Origin of the sequence: uncultured Victivallis sp. (genome assembly GCA_944389935.1) — a bacterium.
In the GTDB taxonomy this organism is placed as follows: domain Bacteria; phylum Verrucomicrobiota; class Lentisphaeria; order Victivallales; family Victivallaceae; genus Victivallis.
Window position 1 is genome coordinate 19,073 of sequence record CALXOE010000046.1, and the last position, 15,784, is coordinate 34,856.

Sequence of the window (15,784 nt, forward strand, 5' to 3'; positions counted from 1 at the left end):
TCCTATGAAGTTTGAACCTGTAAAATGGATCGGCGCACCGGAGAAGGGAGGCGCTCCCTGGTTCCGGCGCGAATTCGAGATCTCAGTCGCGGAACATGCGGAACTTGCGATCTGCGGACTGGGGTGGTACGAAGTTTACCTGAACGGCCGCAAAGTCGGGGATCACGTGCTCGATCCGATCGTGACGAATTACGATCTCCGCGCCCGGTATGTGGTTTACGATGTCACGGAATATCTGAAGCCGGGACGCAACACGGTCGGCGTCGTGCTCGGAAACGGCTGGTACGATCACGTCGATGCCGACGTCTGGAATTTCGACCATGCGCCGTGGCGCGACCGCTGCAAATTCGCGCTGCACCTGCGTTGCGGCGGGGTGGAGGTCGTCTCCAGCGATCCGGCGGGGTGGAGATGCACGACGTCCGGGCCGATCACGTTCAATTCGCTGCGGAACGGGGAGTTCTATGATGCGCGGCTCGAACTGCCGGGCTGGGCGGAGAACGGGTTCGACGACTCCGCATGGACTTTCCCCGTGCTGCTCGCGCCGCCGGGCGGCGTGCTTGAGGAGCAGACGACTCCCCCCTGCAAAGTCATGCGGCGCATCCGCCCGGTTTCGCTCCGGCGGCTCTCCCCGACCCGTGTCGTGGCCGATTTCGGCGTGAATCTCTCGGGCTGGTGCCGGATCCGCGTGCGCGGCCGTGCCGGAGAACAACTTGAACTGCGTTACGGAGAACGGCTGTTCCCGGACGGGAGCGTCGACAAGGAGCACATCGGCATCTTCGTGAAATCCGGTGAAAATCAGTGCGATCACTACATTCTCCGCGGCGGGAGCGACTGGGAAGAGTGGGCGCCGCGCTTCACGTTTCACGGGTTTCAGTTCTGCCAGATCGACGGCACGGCGGAACTCGGCGAGGTCACGGCGGAATTCGTTCACACTTCGTTTCCGGAGGCCGGGAATTTCGACACCTCCGACGCGGATTTGAATGCGCTCCAGAAAGCGGTGCGGGAGAGTTACCGCGGGAATTTCGTCGGCATTCCGTTCGACTGCCCGCACCGCGAGAAGAACGGCTGGACCGGCGACGCCCAGCTCGCAGCCGAGGCGGGACTGTGCAATTTCGGCGTCGCTTCTAGCCTCGAACAGTGGCTCGACACGCTTGCGGACAATCAGCGTCCGAGCGGGCAGCTCCCCGGCATCGCCCCCGCCTGCGGCTGGGGATATAACTGGGGGGCGGGCCCGGCGTGGGACGCGGCGTTTTTCGTGATCCCGGAACTCATCTACCTCTACACCGGGAGTTTCCGCACTTATGAGAAGCATTTCGGCCGCATGCTCCGGTATCTGGAGTATGCGGATTCCCTCGCGACGGGGGGACTCGTGAGCTTCGGTCTCGGGGACTGGAACCACGTCGACAACACGAAAATCGCACCGGTCGAATTCACGTCGAGCGCCTACATTCTGCATTGCAATGATCTCGCCGCGAAGTTCGCGCGCCGGCTCGGACGCACGGAAGATGCCGCCCGGCTCTCCGCGCGCGCCGACGCCATGCGGGCGGCTCTGAACGCGAAATACGGCAATGGCAACGGCAGTTTTGCGCATGATGAGATGACCGCACTCGGGCTTGCGCTCGAATTCAACATCGCGCCGGAGGAGGAGCGCTCCGCGACGGCGGCGCGTCTCGACCGGATCGTGCGGGAGAACGGATATCGGCCGTATTTCGGGATTCTCGGCAGCCGCGCGGTGCCGCGGGCGCTGGCGGAGGCGGGGTACGTCGAAACCGCGTTCCGGCTGATCGTTCAGCCCGAGTTCCCCGGCTGGGTGAACTGGCTGCGGCAGGGGGCGACGACGCTGTGGGGGAACTGGGATGGCGGCGCCTCCCGGAATCACATCATGTTCGGCGACGTGAGCGCCTGGTGTTTCCGTTATCTCGGGGGTCTGGTTCCGGATGAGAGTCACCCCGGTTTTTCCGCCGTGACACTGCGGCCGCGCCCGGTGTCGCAGCTTTCGTTTTTCCGCATGTTCCACGAAACGCCGCACGGCCGCATTGAACTGGAATGGCGCCGGAACGGCGGAAAACTTGAAATCCGAACCTCGGTGCCCGACGGGGTGCCGTATCAACTTCTGGAGCCATCCGAATGAGTTTGTTTCGTCCGTGCATCGATTTACATGAGGGAAAAGTCAAACAGATTGTCGGCAGTACGCTGTCCGATTCCGGCGATGCGCCGGAGACGAATTTCGTCGCGGGGCACGACGCGGCGTGGTACGCCGAACTCTACCGCTGCGACAAGTTGACCGGCGGGCATGTCATCAAGCTCGGCCCCGGCAACGACACGGCCGCAAAGCGGGCGCTGGCGGCCTGGCCGGGCGGACTCCAGATCGGCGGTGGAATCAACTGCGACAACGCGCGTGAATGGCTCGACGCAGGGGCCGCGCAGCTCATTGTGACGAGTTACATCTTCTCTGACGGCGAGCTGCGGCTGGACAATCTGGCGCGGCTCTTCGACATCACGGGGCGCGACCGGCTCGTGCTGGATCTCTCGTGCCGCCGCCGCGAGGACGGCAACTACTGCATCGTGACCGACCGGTGGCAGAAATTCACCACAACCGCGATCAAGGCCGAGACGCTCGCGTTTCTGAGCGATTTCGCATGTGAATTCCTGATTCACGCGGTCGACGTCGAGGGGAAACAGGCCGGAATCGACGAGGAACTGCTTGCGCTGCTGGCGGATTCCAGCCCGATTCCGTGCGTTTACGCGGGGGGGATCTCGAGCTTCGGGGACATCGGGAAAATCGAGCGCGCCGGGCGCGGAAAAATCGCCTACACGGTCGGCTCGGCACTCGATATTTTCGGCGGCAATCTCTCCTATTGCGAGCTGGTTGCGCATGCGGCAGGTTTCCGCGGCTGACGGGCGGAAACCGGGGAGGTCGCGCGAACGCAAAAAATCCTGATATTCCCCCGGTAAAAAGCGGCTTGCGGCTTGTCAAAACGCGCGAATCGCTGTATATTACCAGTGCCGATTGCAAATATCGTTCCGCCTGCCGTCGACGCCGGACGGGCAGGAGTCTCCGCAAGCGGCCCGGCGTGGTTGATATGGAATGGTTTATCGATAACGAATGATCTATACGGGAAGAGGTTATGAGCGACTTGGAGAACAGGGATATTCCGGTAAATATTGAAGACATCATGCATACTGCGTACCTGCAGTATTCCTTGAGTGTCAACGTCGGGCGCGCGATTCCGGATGTGCGCGACGGTTTGAAGCCGGTGAACCGCCGTATCCTCTACGCGATGAAGATGCTGAATCTCGGCAAGTCGCACGCGACCGTCAAATGCGCGCGCGTGGTCGGCGAAGTCATGGGTAAATATCACCCGCACGGGGACGCGGCGATCTACGATGCGCTCGTCCGCCTCGCGCAGGACTTTTCGATGCGGGCTCCGCTCGTCGAGGGGCAGGGCAACTTCGGCAACATCGACGGCGACCCCGCCGCCGCGAGCCGGTACACCGAGTGCCGCATGGAGCGTCTCGCGGAAGAGCTGCTCAGCGACATCGAAAAAGACACCGTCAACATGATCCCGAACTTCGACGAGTCCGAGAAAGAGCCGGAGGTGCTTCCCGCCCGTTTTCCGCAGCTGCTCGTGAATGGAACGACCGGCATCGGCGTCGGCATGGCGACCTCGATTCCGCCGCACAACCTCGGCGAAGTGGTCGATGCGACGGTCTGTCTGCTCGACAATCCGAAAGCGACGGTCGATGAACTTATGGAACATCTTCCCGGTCCGGATTTTCCGACCGGCGCGATCATCCGCGGCCGTTACTCGCTGCGCCAGTTCTACCAGACCGGCCGCGGCAGCGTGAAAGTGCGCGCCAAGGCCGACATCATCGAGAAAGACGGCGCGGAGCAGATCATCATCACCGAAATCCCCTACGCGGTCAACAAAGGGCAGCTCGTCGAGAAGATCGCCGAACTGGTCAAGGAGAAGCGGATCACCGGAATCACCTCGATCACGGACGTGTCGAGCAAACGGGTCGGCCTGCGGATCGAGATCGGCATCAAGCGCGGAGCCATGGGCAGCGTGATTCTGAACCAGCTTTACAGCCAGACTCAGCTTGAGACCGTCATGGGCTGCACGATGCTCGTGGTTGACCACAACCGGCCGCGCACGATGAATCTCGTGCAGGTGCTGCAGGCGTACATCGACCATCGGCTCGAAGTTGTGCTGCGGCGGGCGATCTTCGACCTCAACAAAGCCGAGGCGCGGAGCCACATCCTCGAGGGGTTGCTCAAGGCGCTGGCGAACATCGACGAAGTCGTCCGGATCATCCGCGAATCGAAGAACCGGCAGGAGGCGCAGGAGAATTTGATCGCGCGCTTTGAATTCACGCCGATTCAGGCGGACGCGATCCTCGACATGCGGCTGCACCAGCTGACCAGTCTGGCGGTCGAAGTTGTACAGGCCGAATATGACGAACTGCAGGTCCGGATCGAATATCTGCGACGTCTCGTTGCGAGCCGTGAGATGCGTCTCGGGGTGATTCGCGAGGAACTGCTCGAGATCAAGGAGAAATACAACGACGCGCGCCGTTCGGAGATCACGACCGACGACTCCGACTTGAACATCGCGGATCTGATTCCGCGCCACAGCTGCGTGATCACGGTGTCGAATACCGGTTATATCAAGCGGGTTCCGGCCGACACCTACCGCACGCAGCACCGCGGCGGCAAGGGAATCATCGGAATGGAGACGAAAGAGGAGGATTACGTCGAGCATCTGTTCAACGCGGACAGCCACGATCTGATCTTCTTCTTCACGGACCGCGGCTTCATGTACTGGCTGAACGTCTACGAGATTCCGGAAGGGTCGCGCACCGGCAAGGGCAAGGCGATCGTGAATATGATCAAGGTTGAACCGGGCGAGAAGATCTGCGCGATGCTGACCGTCTCGCCGGACGAGTTCGATGATCCGAATAAATATATTGTCATGGCGTCGCGCCGCGGCTACATCAAGAAGAGCGAGCTTGCGCTCTTCAAGAACCTGCGCCGCACGGGATTGCGGGCGCTGGTGATCGAGGAGGACGACGATCTCATCGGCGCCGGAATCAGCGAAAACGGCAACGAGATTCTTCTTTCGACCCGGCTCGGCATGGCATGTCTCTTCGATCAGGACGACGAACAGATCCGTCCGATGGGGCGTACCGCGCGCGGCGTGACCGGCATGCGGTTCAAGCTCGAGGGAGACTCCGTCGTCAGCATGGAGGTGATCCGCGAGCACGTCTACACCGAAGCGGAGATGGGCGGAGAAGAGGGCGATGTCGAGTCCGAGCATGATTCCGAGACTGAGGGTGATGAGGAATCTCCGGTCTACGGCAGCGGTCCGGAGGTGCTGGTCGTGACCGACGGCGGCATGGGCAAGCGCTCGTATGTGAGCACCTACCGCAAGACGAACCGCGGGGCGAAAGGTGTCGTGAATATCAAACTGCGCGAGGGCGAGAATGTGCTCGCGGTCGTGCAGGTGACCGATGACGACGAAATTCTGCTGACGACCGAACGCGGGCAGCTCGTGCGGATTCCGGCCGGGGAGATCCGGGTGGTCGGCCGTGCGTCGAAGGGGGTTCGGATCATGAACCTCAACAGCGGCGATCGGATCACGGGAGTGGCGCGTCTCGTCAAAGTCGAGGTGGAAAAACATGCAGATGTGATTCACGGCGATGTCGAGAATGAGGCCGATACGGTGCTTGCGCAGGCGGCGGAGCTCAGGGCGTCGGATTTGAATGAGGAGGATTCCGCGGTTGAGGACGGGGATTCCCCGGCTGAGAACCCGGAGGAAAGCGAGGAGTGATGTCTCACCTCAATGAATTGTTGCGCGACCGAACGCGCCCGCTGCTGATGGGAATCGTCAATGTGACCGGCGATTCGTTCAGCGAGGGGGTGCGGTCGACGCCGGCTACGGCGGTCGACCGGGCGCTGGCGTTGCTGGATGACGGAGCCGATCTTCTGGACATCGGCGGGGAGTCGACCCGTCCGGGGGCGGCTGTGATTCCGGCGGATGAGGAGGCGCAGCGGGTGGTTCCGGTGGTGCGCGAATTGCGCAAACTGCGCCCGTCGGCGATTCTTTCGGTGGATACGCGCAAGGCGGAAGTGGCTCGTGCCGTGCTCGATTACGGGGTGGAGCTCATCAACGATGTCTCGATGCTGCGATTTTCGCCGGAGATGGCGGACGTTGTGGCGGCGGCGGGAGCGGCGCTGATTGTCGCACATTCCCGCGGGACGCCGCAGACGATGAAGAATCCGGAGTTTCACGATTACGGCGACGATCCGGTTGCAGCGGTGGTTGCGGAACTGGCCGGGGCGAAAGAACAGGCTCTGCGCGCGGGCGTGTCGGAGGATAATATTTTTGTGGATCCGGATTTCGGGTTTGCCAAGACGCCGGAACAGGACTGGGAGATTCTGAAACGGATCGATGAACTGCATCAGCTCGGGGCTGTGGTCGCCGGAATGTCGCGGAAGTCGTTTCTCGGAAGTTTTCTCGAGCAGCCTGATCCGCTGCAGCGTCTGGGCGGGACGATTGCGGCCGCTCTTTACCTTGCGAACCGGGAAGTCGAGATTCTGCGCGTGCACGACGTCGGGCAGCTGAGAGACGCCTTGAGTGTGTGGGACAAACTCCGCTGAGGCGGATAAATTTGAGGGATAAGACCGGGAATCATGCTCGATACGCTCTTTTCGGTTCCGACAGTGGTGATCGTGGATTACCTGAAAATGGCATTGGAGATCTTCATCCTGACGGTGGTGATCTACAAGACGCTGCATTATCTGCGCGGGGCGCGCGGAGCGTCGGTGCTGGCGGGGATCACGATTGCGCTGCTGGCGCTGACCTGGCTGTCGAAGCAGCTCCGGCTCGATGTGCTGAACTGGCTGCTGACCGGAATCTGGGGCACGGTCGGGGCGGCGGTGGTCATTATTTTTCAGCCGGAACTGCGGCGGGCGTTCGCACAGCTCGGGAGCTTCAGTTTCTTCAAGGGGAAGCGGCAGCGGGAGGTCCTGACTGAGATTGTGAACGCCGCGACGAACATGGCCCGCCGGAAGTGCGGGGCGTTGATGGTGATTGAGCGGCGGATCGGGCTGCAGAATCTCGTGGATGACTCCGTGAAACTCGACATCAAGGTCAATGCGATGATTCTGGAATCGATTTTCTATCCGAACTCTCCGCTGCATGACGGAGCGGTGATCATCCGTGACGACCGGATCGTGGCGGCGCGGGCGATTCTGCCGCTGACGCGGGCGGAGAATATTTCGATCCGGCTCGGGACGCGCCACCGGGCATCGCTGGGGATTTCGGAGGAGACCGACGCGGTGACGGTGGTGGTTTCGGAGGAGACCGGCGCGATCAGTGTGGCGTGCCGCGGTGTGCTTTACCGCGATCTTTCGCCGGAAGAGCTCGCAAACTATCTGGAAAAACTGGTCATTCTCGAACAGGACGACGCCGATCTGGCCGAAACGGTTCAGATGCTCGAGGAACAGGCCGATCGGCGCGAAGCGTCGGCGAACCGGGAGGGACGGTCATGAATCTGCTGCGTGGCGGTTCGTTCACGAACAAGCTTGTCCAGTTTGTCAAGCGCGATTTCTGGCGCAAGCTCATTGCGCTGTTTTTTGCGCTGCTGCTCTATTTCTACGTCTATAACGAGATTCGTTCGACGCCTCAGAAGATCGACAGCGTTCCGGTGGATATCACGCTGCCGCCGGGGCTGATGGATGTCGATCCGAAGCCGCATTTCGTGACGCTGCACATCAAGAGCAACCGGAATACGACGGTCTCCGCGTCGATGCTGCGGGGGCGTGCCTCGGTGGACTACAGCCGGTACATTCCGGGCAAGCCGTATGTTCTGACGCTGAAGCCGGATGATTTCATGTCGCCGTTCGGAGTGAGGATCGAGGGCTCGGATCCGGGTGAGATCGTGCTGAATCTGCAACCGCGGATGTCGCGCGATGTGCCGGTGCGTGTGACGTTTTCCAATCAGCTGTCGAAAGATTACAGGAGTTCGCTGGCGAGTTGCATTCCGTCGATGGTCCGGGTGACCGGTCCGGAACAGTTGATCCGGGATCTGAAATCGGTGTCGACCCAGCCGATTCCGCTGTCGGAGAATGTGACGGAGGGATTTGAATACGTTGCGACGCTCGACGCACCGAACGGGACGACGATTTCGCCGGGAACGGTGACCTGTCAGATCGACGTGGTGCGGAATTTCGAGCAGCGCAGTTTTGCGGCGCTGCCGGTTCAGCTGTTGACTCATGCCGGCGGGAAGCAGTTCAAGACGGAGTTCCTGAGTTCGCCTCAGGTGGACGTGGTGGTTCGCGGGCTGGCCGGATCGGTGTCGGCGCTGTCCGCCTCGGAGGTGCGGCCGTATCTGGATATTTCGCACATCGATAAGCCGGGGATCTACGAGATCTCGGCGGGATGTTACGTCAAGGGGGAGGGGCTCGATGTGAAAGAGATCCGTCCCGGCCTGCTGAAAGTCAAAATTACGGAATAATCGTTCACATTCATTATCAACCCGGAAGGATACCCTGAAAGATGATTATCAAAAATCTCAACTCCATGTTTCACAAGCACAGCCGCTGGTTGTTCGGCGGTTTCACCATTGTGATCATCATTTCGTTCATGGGATTTCTGACCCCCGGACAGTTCGGTTGCGAGGGGTTCGGTTCCGGTCTGGGCCGCAGCGTCGGCTCGGTATACGGAGAGAATGTCACGCTCGGCGATCTGCAGGATCGGATGCGCGACAGCGAACTGCTCGCATATATCGGACTCGGGATGGGCGGCAATATGACTCCGGTGCAGGCATTCCAGCAGCAGGCGCTGCAGATTGCCGCGAAGCGGCATGGGCTTGCGGTCAGTGACAACGATGTTGTGAAACTCATCCAGCAGATGCCGGTATTGCAGGAGAACGGGAAGTACAGCCCCGAACTTTACAAGAAGTTCATGCAGACGCTGGCTCGTCAGGGCATCTCCGACGAGCAGCTTGTCAATGCGGTCCGCGGCGTGCTTCTCATCGCCAAGCTTGAAATGTTGTTGAGCGGCGAGGCGATTGTGACCGACAACGAGCTTGAAACCTACTATCGGCAGTTCAATGTGAAATATGATGTCAAAGCTGCAGCTTTCAAGGCGGATGCCTACCTGAAAGATGTGAAAAACGACGGCGCGGCGATGAAAGCGTATTTCGAGGAGAATATTGCGAAGTACCAGATTTCCGGCAAGATCTCGGGGCTGGTGGTGATGATTCCGATCTCCTCTTTTGTGAAAGAGGCGACCGCGGGTGCGACGGATGCGGAGCTGAAGAAGTTCTTTGAGACGCGCAAGTGGCTGTTTGAGAAATACGGCAAGGACGGCAAGGCGCCTGAGTTTTCGGCCTGCAGGAATGAGGTGAAAGCGGAATATGTCCGAAATGCGGCCCGTGACCTTGCGTTGCGCCGTGCCTACGAATTTGCGGCGGCGGCATACGATGCGGTGAACAATGCCGAAAACGGCCGGGAAGTGGCGTTCCGGCAGATCGCCGCTGCGGAGAAGTTTGAGCTGATCGAGACCGGGATGGTCGATTTCAATGCGACCGCGATCGGGAAAATCAATTCTCCGGAACTGCTCAAGAACCTGATCGCGGCTTTTGAGAGTCACTGGGTCACAAACCCGGTGGCGGATGAGACGGCGGTGTATGTCGGATTTGCCGGAGAACGGATCATGCCGCGTCCGGCCCAGTTCAATGAAGTTTCCGAGCAGGTTGCTCGTGACTACCGGCAGGCTGAGGCGATGAAGCTTGCCGTCGAAGCCGCTGCGAAAGCGGAAGAGTCTCTCGCGGTGATCGAGGATGGCAAGGCCCGCCTGAAAGCGTTCGGGGAACTCAAGGGGTGTGAACTCAAGGATTTCAGCTTCGTCTTCGGCAGTGAGATGCCGCCGATGGAGTTCATCGATTCCGCTCTGGCGGCGGCGCGTCTCCGGGTGGATGAGGTGTCGAAAGTCCTGAATACGACTGACGGAGCGCAGCTTGCGATTCTCGTGAAGCGCACGCCCGCGGATATGAAAGGGTTTGAGGAGAAGAAAGAGGCGATTCGAGCCGGCGTTGCGGCGATGAAGCGCCAGGCCGTGCAGGGGGCGTTCTGGGAGGAGCTCATGGCTCAGAGCCAGCTTGACCCCGAACTGGCGCAGCAGCAGTAAACGGCTGCGGGAGCGGATGAGGAATGGATTCGGAAGCAAAATCGTTGAAGGGACGGTGTCCGAAAGAAAACTGCGTCGGCGGTTTCGCTCTCGGTCGTCACATGACGGTGGAATTTTACGACTGCGATCCGAAAGCGCTGGCGGACGCCGCGCTGGTGGAAAAGGTCTTTGTGCGGGCGGCGAAAGAGTCGGGCGCGACGGTGATCGACGCGAATTTTCATGAATTCAAGCCGCAGGGAGTCAGCGGTGTGGTCGTGATTTCAGAGTCGCACTTTGCCGTTCACGCCTGGCCGGAGCACGACTATGCGGCGGTGGATCTTTTCACCTGCGGCGACAAGGTCAACTTCGACATTGCGATCGAGGTGATCGCGAAAGGGATCGGATCGGGTCAGTGGATCGTTTCGAGCGTGATGAATCGCGGTATCGTCGGCAACAATGGATTTGAGCGGCTGGTGCCGGTGATCGAGGGGCGCGACTGCCGCTTCTCGCTCTCCTGGAAAGAGCGGTTTGAGTCGAGTCGCGCCCATGCGCTCTCCGCGTCGATCGACATCTACGAGTGCCGGGTTTCATGGTTGGGCGAGTCATCGCGTCTGCGTGAATTTGCGCGGGATTTTGCCGCGAAACTCGGGCTCGAAGTGAGCGGCGAGTGGCGGGAGGAGCCCGCTGAAGCGGGAGTTTTCGCCTGGAGTTGTCCGCTTGCGGGCGGAATGCTTTCGGGGCGGATCGATCTCGAACGGCAGGTTGCCTATCTCGATCTTTTCGTCTCGGGTTACTTCGATCCGCGGCAGGCGGCCGAATTTGCGATCAGCGCGCTCGAGGGGAGCTACTACCGTCTGCAGCCGCATGTGCGGCAGTAACACAACACAAGAGGGGGCGGATTGAAATGCGTTTCGCCCCCGGAAGGATTATGGATTATGCCATTTGAACGTGGAAGCGTCACATTTGCAATGTTTGAACTCAACGGCAAACTGCCGGAAGATCTGCTCGAGCTGTTTGCCGCGAAGAAAGCCGGTCCGCTCGATGCGGTCGATTCCGAACCGCAGTTCGGCTGGGTGACCGGACACCATCTGCTCGATACGACGATCGACGAGACCTCGGCGCAGCTCGGCGGCTGCTATTTTCTGGCGCTCCGCCAGGCGGTCCGGAAGATGCCGGGATCACTGCTGAACGCGATCTGCAAACGCGAGGAGCAGGCGTATATGCGCGCGAACAATCTCGAATACGTCTCTGCGAAAATGCGCAAGCAGATCCGCGAAGAGGCGTTTGAAAAACACATTCAGAAGATGCCGCCGGCGCTTTCGGGAATTCCGATGGTGCTCGATCCGAACGAAAAGCTGCTTTTCGTCGGGGCGACGAGCCGGACGCAGATCGATTTGTTCATCGAGCACTTTTTCCAGACCACGAAGCTCGAACCGCTGCAGCTCACGCCGGGTCTGCTGATCGAGAAGCTGCTGCAGAGTACGGAAGCGTCGTTCCCGATCCTGAACATTGCGAATCTGCCGGGAACCGGGACGGAACCGGCGGTCGGACGGGATTTCCTGATGTGGCTCTGGTATTACAGCGAGACGACCGGGAAACTCACTCATCCGCAGTACGGTGAATTTGACGTGCTCGTCGAAGGGCCGCTGACCTTTGCGGACGAGGGAGAGGCGAAAGGCGCCGGGGAAATCACGGTCAAGAAAGGGGATTCGCCGCTGCGCAGCGCCGAGGCGAAAGCCGCGCTCGAAGTCGGTAAGAAGCTCAAGAAAGCGAAGCTGAGTTTGACGCGCGAAAAGCAGATCTGGAGCGGGACGTTCGATGCGGATCAATTCGCGTTCAGTTCGTTCAAGCTGCCCGAGGGCGAGGAGATGAATGCCGACGAGGTGTTTGCCGAGCGCGTGCAGAACCTGATCATTTTCCGTGAGGCGATTTCGCTTTACTTCAAGAAGTTCGCCGAGACGATGACGGGGCTGGAATTTCCGAAGTTCGAGTCAGAAATCCGTGAATGGGCCAGGGATCGTGATGCCGTCTGATTGGATTGGAAATCACCCGGAGGACGCGCAGATCCGCTTCTTCACGGGAACGTGGGAGCTCTATCCGGCGGCGGAGCTTGCCGCAGCGCCGGTGGTCGAGCTCGACCTCGGTTGCGGCGTCGGGTCTTACACGGCCGAGCTGGCGCGCCGGTATCCGGAACGGAAGATCCTCGCCGCGGACGTGATGGTCGGGCGGCTGCGTAAACTCGTGAAACGGTGTCGCCGCATGGGAATCGAAAATATGACGATTCTGCGGACCGAGGCACGTCATCTGGTTGCATTCATGCTGCCGGACGAATCGATCGACCGGCTGCATCTGCTCTGTCCCGATCCGTGGCCGAAAGGGCGTCACAGCGGCCACCGGCTGTTGACGAGCGACTTTGTTTCGCAGCTGCACCGGGTGTTGAAGAAGGATGGAATTTTTCATTTTTCGAGTGACGACGAAGCGTATTACACGGCGGTGCGCGGGGTGCTCGCCACGTCGAATCTCTTCGTGGAGGCGCCGGAGGCGATCGCGGATCTCGCCGGGATCCGCAGTGATTTCGAGCAGCGCTGGAACGAGGAGGGAAAAGCGGTGCATCACATCGCATACCGTCGCATTCCGCGCCCCGCACATACGGTGGGACACTAGGTCAAGGTGCATGAGAGATCCCCGGTATGGGGGCAACGTTTAAAATAGAAGCAATGATACGATGAACATTTTTCAGGAACTCAAGGCACGCGGTTTCTGCTACCAGCAGACCGACGAAGAGGCGATCGAAAAACTTCTGAGCAGTGAGCGGGTCAAGTTCTATGTGGGGTTCGATCCGACCGGGAACAGTCTGCATGTCGGCCATCTGCTGCCGGTGATGGCGATGCGGCTGCTGCAGAAAGCGGGGCACATTCCGATTGTGCTCGTGGGCGGGGCGACCGCCCGGATCGGTGATCCGTCCGGCAAAAAGACCGCTCGGCCGATGATGACGCTCGAGACCATCGCCGAAAACGTCGCATGCCTCCAGAAACAGCTCGCGCGTTTTATCCGGACTGAGAACGGCGAGGCGCACTTTGTGAACAATGCCGACTGGCTCTGTTCGATCGGCTACATCGACATGCTGCGTGAGGTCGGGACGATCTTCAGCGTGAACCGGATGCTCGCGCAGGAGTCGGTCAAGTCTCGGCTCGAGGACGGGTTGAGTTTTCTCGAGTTCAACTACTCGATTCTGCAGGCGTATGATTTCATGGTTCTCAACCGCGATTACGGCTGCAAGCTCGAAATGGGCGGCCAGGACCAGTGGGGGAACATGGTCGCGGGTACGGAGTTGATCCGGCGCAAGCTCGGCAACGAGGTGCATTGCATGACGATTCCGCTGCTCATGAACAGCAATGGCGAGAAGTTCGGCAAGACAGCGGGCGGCAACAACGTCTGGCTCGATGTGAACCGCACGAGCGTGTTCGACTACTATCAGTTCTGGCGAAACAGCGACGATGCGCAGGTGGAAAAACTGATGCTCTACTTCAGCCCGCTGCCGATCGATGAGATCCACCGGCTCTGCGATCCCTCGGGAAACATCAACCGTGCGAAAGAGATTCTCGCCTACGAGGCCACGACTCTCGCCCATGGCGAAGAGGCGGCGCGCGAGGCGTTTGTGACGGCGGGGACCCGGTTCGGGTTTGCGGATCCGGAGCGGAAAGTCGAGACTTCGAGCAGCATCCGGAACGTCGATGCCGGGGCGGTGCGGGCCGATTTGCCGACCGTGACGGTGACGGCGGCGGAACTCGATGTTCCGGCTGGGCTCTCGGTTCCGAAACTTCTTGTGCTCGCGGGACTCTGCAAGACCAACAGCGATGGGCGTCGGCTGATCCAGGGGAATGCGGTCAGCATCGACGACGAGAAAGTGACCGATGTGAATGCGAAGATCACGCGCGGGAACTTTCATGACGGTGCGTTCACGCTCCGGGCGGGGAAGAAGAATTTCCGCCGGGTTGTCCTCGGGTGATGAAGGGTTTCTCGGCGCGGACCGGGCATGCCGGCTGCACCGTGGAGAAAAAATTGGAAACGGAAAGGAACAGCTGTATGACGCCTCAATTTTACGTTGCCGCGATGTCGGATCGCCCGGACGGGGGGATCTACCGGTATGAAATGCGCGAAAAGGCCGCGCCTCCGGTTCAGGTCGGTTTCACGCCGATGCCGAATGTGAACTACCTCGCGTTTTCGCCGGATCGGAAGTACCTTTATTCGACCTGCACGGTGGACGGCCATGCGGGGGTGGCGTCGTTTGCGGTGGGTGCGGACGGGTCACTGACGTTTTTGAGCAGCATGACCTCCGGAGGAAAAGCCGCCTGTTACGTGATCACTGATCCGAGTGGAAAATTCCTTTACTGCGCGAATTATCTGACCGGTGATTTTGCGGAGTTCCGGTTGGAATCGGGGCGGATCGTCGAGCAGACGAAACTTGTGCGTCACGAGGGACACGGGCCGAATGCCGCGCGGCAGGAGAGGCCGCACACCCACTTCACGAACATGACGCCGGACGGGAAATATCTCATTGTGATCGACCTCGGAGTGGATGCGGTGTTCACCTACCGGATTGATCCGGAGAAGGGACTTGACGCGACGAGTCCGAACGTTCTGAAAGTTGCGCCGGGGGACGGGCCGCGCCATCTGGTGTTCGACCGTTCCGGGAAGATCGCTTATCTTGCGAACGAACTCGGGAACAGTGTGACGGCGCTCTCTTATTCGGACGGGGAGTTCAAGATCATCGGCAAGGTGACGACGTTGCCGCGGTTCTGGCAGGGAGATACAAAGGTGGCTGCGATCCGGTTGTCGGCGGATGAGCGTTATCTTTTTGCGTCGAATCGCGGTTTCGACTCGATTGCGGTATTTGAGCTGGACGGAAAGGGCGGCATGAAGCCGTCGGACATGGTACTTTCGGGTGGATCGAGTCCACGCGACATCAATTTCCTGCCGGGCGGGGAGTGGTTTGGTGCGGCGAACGAATTCTCTGACGTGGTGGTGTTTTTCGACTACGACGGCAAGGGAAAACTGACTCCGAACGGTTTTACGCTCAAACTGCCGCGTCCGCTGCATATTTTCTGGTAAGGGAGCGTTGGACGCAATGGAAATGGATGCGGCGACGCTCAACAGAATTCTGGTAGTGCTGATCGTCGCCGGATTGATTGTCTCGAACACGGCCGGGCGGAAGTTTCCTCCGGTCCGTTTTTTCTCCCGGGCGGTGGTATGGGCGCTCTGCGGGGTGCTGGCGTACTGGAAAGCGCCGGTTCTCGCGTATGCGCTCTGGGGGTTGACGGCGGTATTCGTCTATCTGGGATTCCGGAAGCGCTGGAGTGAGGATGACTGATTTTCCGCATCTTTCATTCTATCGGCGCGGTGCGATCGACCGCATTGTTCAGAATTCTTTCCGGATTGCCGAGAGGATCAGTTTCCAGAGCCGGTTTCCGAGTTGTTCGGCGTGGCGGATCTTCACCGTGACGACGCGGCCGCTGTCGAGATCGGCGGGGACGGTGAATTCGAGCTCGATCCGGTAGAGCGGCAGCACCGAACTGTAATGATGGTCGTTCCCCGGGTCCGGATAGACC

The 15,784-nt window shown here is 60.0% G+C and carries 14 protein-coding genes; 13 read left to right on the top strand and 1 reads right to left on the bottom strand.

Annotation, left to right across the window (positions count from 1 at the left end):
• The first annotated feature begins 4 nt into the window (after positions 1-4).
• From Q0J85_RS12535 to Q0J85_RS12595, 13 genes are all read left to right on the top strand, one after another.
• Positions 5-2,131, top strand: a complete 2,127-nt coding sequence (locus tag Q0J85_RS12535; protein ID WP_294482176.1) for an alpha-L-rhamnosidase — start codon at positions 5-7, stop codon at positions 2,129-2,131.
• Entirely contained in the window at positions 2,128-2,898 is a 771-nt protein-coding gene (gene hisA / locus Q0J85_RS12540; RefSeq protein WP_294482181.1) for a phosphoribosylformimino-5-aminoimidazole carboxamide ribotide isomerase, read from the top strand. The genes Q0J85_RS12535 and hisA overlap by 4 nt, the downstream gene beginning before the upstream one ends.
• A 230-nt stretch (positions 2,899-3,128) precedes the next feature.
• Positions 3,129-5,831, top strand: a complete 2,703-nt coding sequence (gene gyrA, locus Q0J85_RS12545) for a DNA gyrase subunit A (RefSeq protein ID WP_294482185.1) — start codon at positions 3,129-3,131, stop codon at positions 5,829-5,831.
• Positions 5,831-6,661: a dihydropteroate synthase gene (gene folP, locus Q0J85_RS12550; protein ID WP_294482188.1), complete on the top strand. Its 831-nt coding sequence runs from the start codon at positions 5,831-5,833 to the stop codon at positions 6,659-6,661. Before gyrA ends, folP begins: the two co-directional genes overlap by 1 nt.
• Positions 6,662-6,694: 33 nt before the next feature.
• Entirely contained in the window at positions 6,695-7,555 is an 861-nt protein-coding gene (gene cdaA, locus Q0J85_RS12555) for a diadenylate cyclase CdaA (protein ID WP_294482193.1), read from the top strand.
• Positions 7,552-8,520: a YbbR-like domain-containing protein gene (locus Q0J85_RS12560; RefSeq protein WP_294482198.1), complete on the top strand. Its 969-nt coding sequence runs from the start codon at positions 7,552-7,554 to the stop codon at positions 8,518-8,520. Before cdaA ends, Q0J85_RS12560 begins: the two co-directional genes overlap by 4 nt.
• A gap of 41 nt (positions 8,521-8,561) precedes the next feature.
• Complete coding sequence (locus Q0J85_RS12565) at positions 8,562-10,196, top strand: SurA N-terminal domain-containing protein (RefSeq protein ID WP_294482201.1); 1,635 nt, start codon at positions 8,562-8,564, stop codon at positions 10,194-10,196.
• A gap of 23 nt (positions 10,197-10,219) precedes the next feature.
• A complete protein-coding gene (gene speD, locus Q0J85_RS12570) occupies positions 10,220-11,053 on the top strand; it encodes an adenosylmethionine decarboxylase (RefSeq protein WP_294482204.1) in 834 nt (277 codons plus the stop codon).
• Between the two features lie 57 nt (positions 11,054-11,110).
• Complete coding sequence (rdgC, locus tag Q0J85_RS12575; RefSeq protein ID WP_294482207.1) at positions 11,111-12,208, top strand: recombination-associated protein RdgC; 1,098 nt, start codon at positions 11,111-11,113, stop codon at positions 12,206-12,208.
• Complete coding sequence (locus Q0J85_RS12580; RefSeq protein WP_294482212.1) at positions 12,198-12,839, top strand: methyltransferase domain-containing protein; 642 nt, start codon at positions 12,198-12,200, stop codon at positions 12,837-12,839. Before rdgC ends, Q0J85_RS12580 begins: the two co-directional genes overlap by 11 nt.
• A gap of 61 nt (positions 12,840-12,900) precedes the next feature.
• On the top strand, positions 12,901-14,184 hold the full coding sequence (tyrS, locus tag Q0J85_RS12585; RefSeq protein WP_294482216.1) for a tyrosine--tRNA ligase: 1,284 nt from the start codon (positions 12,901-12,903) through the stop codon (positions 14,182-14,184).
• A gap of 77 nt (positions 14,185-14,261) precedes the next feature.
• On the top strand, positions 14,262-15,287 hold the full coding sequence (locus Q0J85_RS12590) for a lactonase family protein (protein ID WP_294482220.1): 1,026 nt from the start codon (positions 14,262-14,264) through the stop codon (positions 15,285-15,287).
• A gap of 16 nt (positions 15,288-15,303) precedes the next feature.
• Entirely contained in the window at positions 15,304-15,546 is a 243-nt protein-coding gene (locus Q0J85_RS12595) for a hypothetical protein (RefSeq protein WP_294482224.1), read from the top strand.
• A gap of 48 nt (positions 15,547-15,594) precedes the next feature.
• Here the strand turns inward: Q0J85_RS12595 and Q0J85_RS12600 are convergent.
• Positions 15,595-15,784: hypothetical protein (locus tag Q0J85_RS12600; protein ID WP_294482231.1), on the bottom strand; the 190-nt coding region annotated here is incomplete at its 5' end.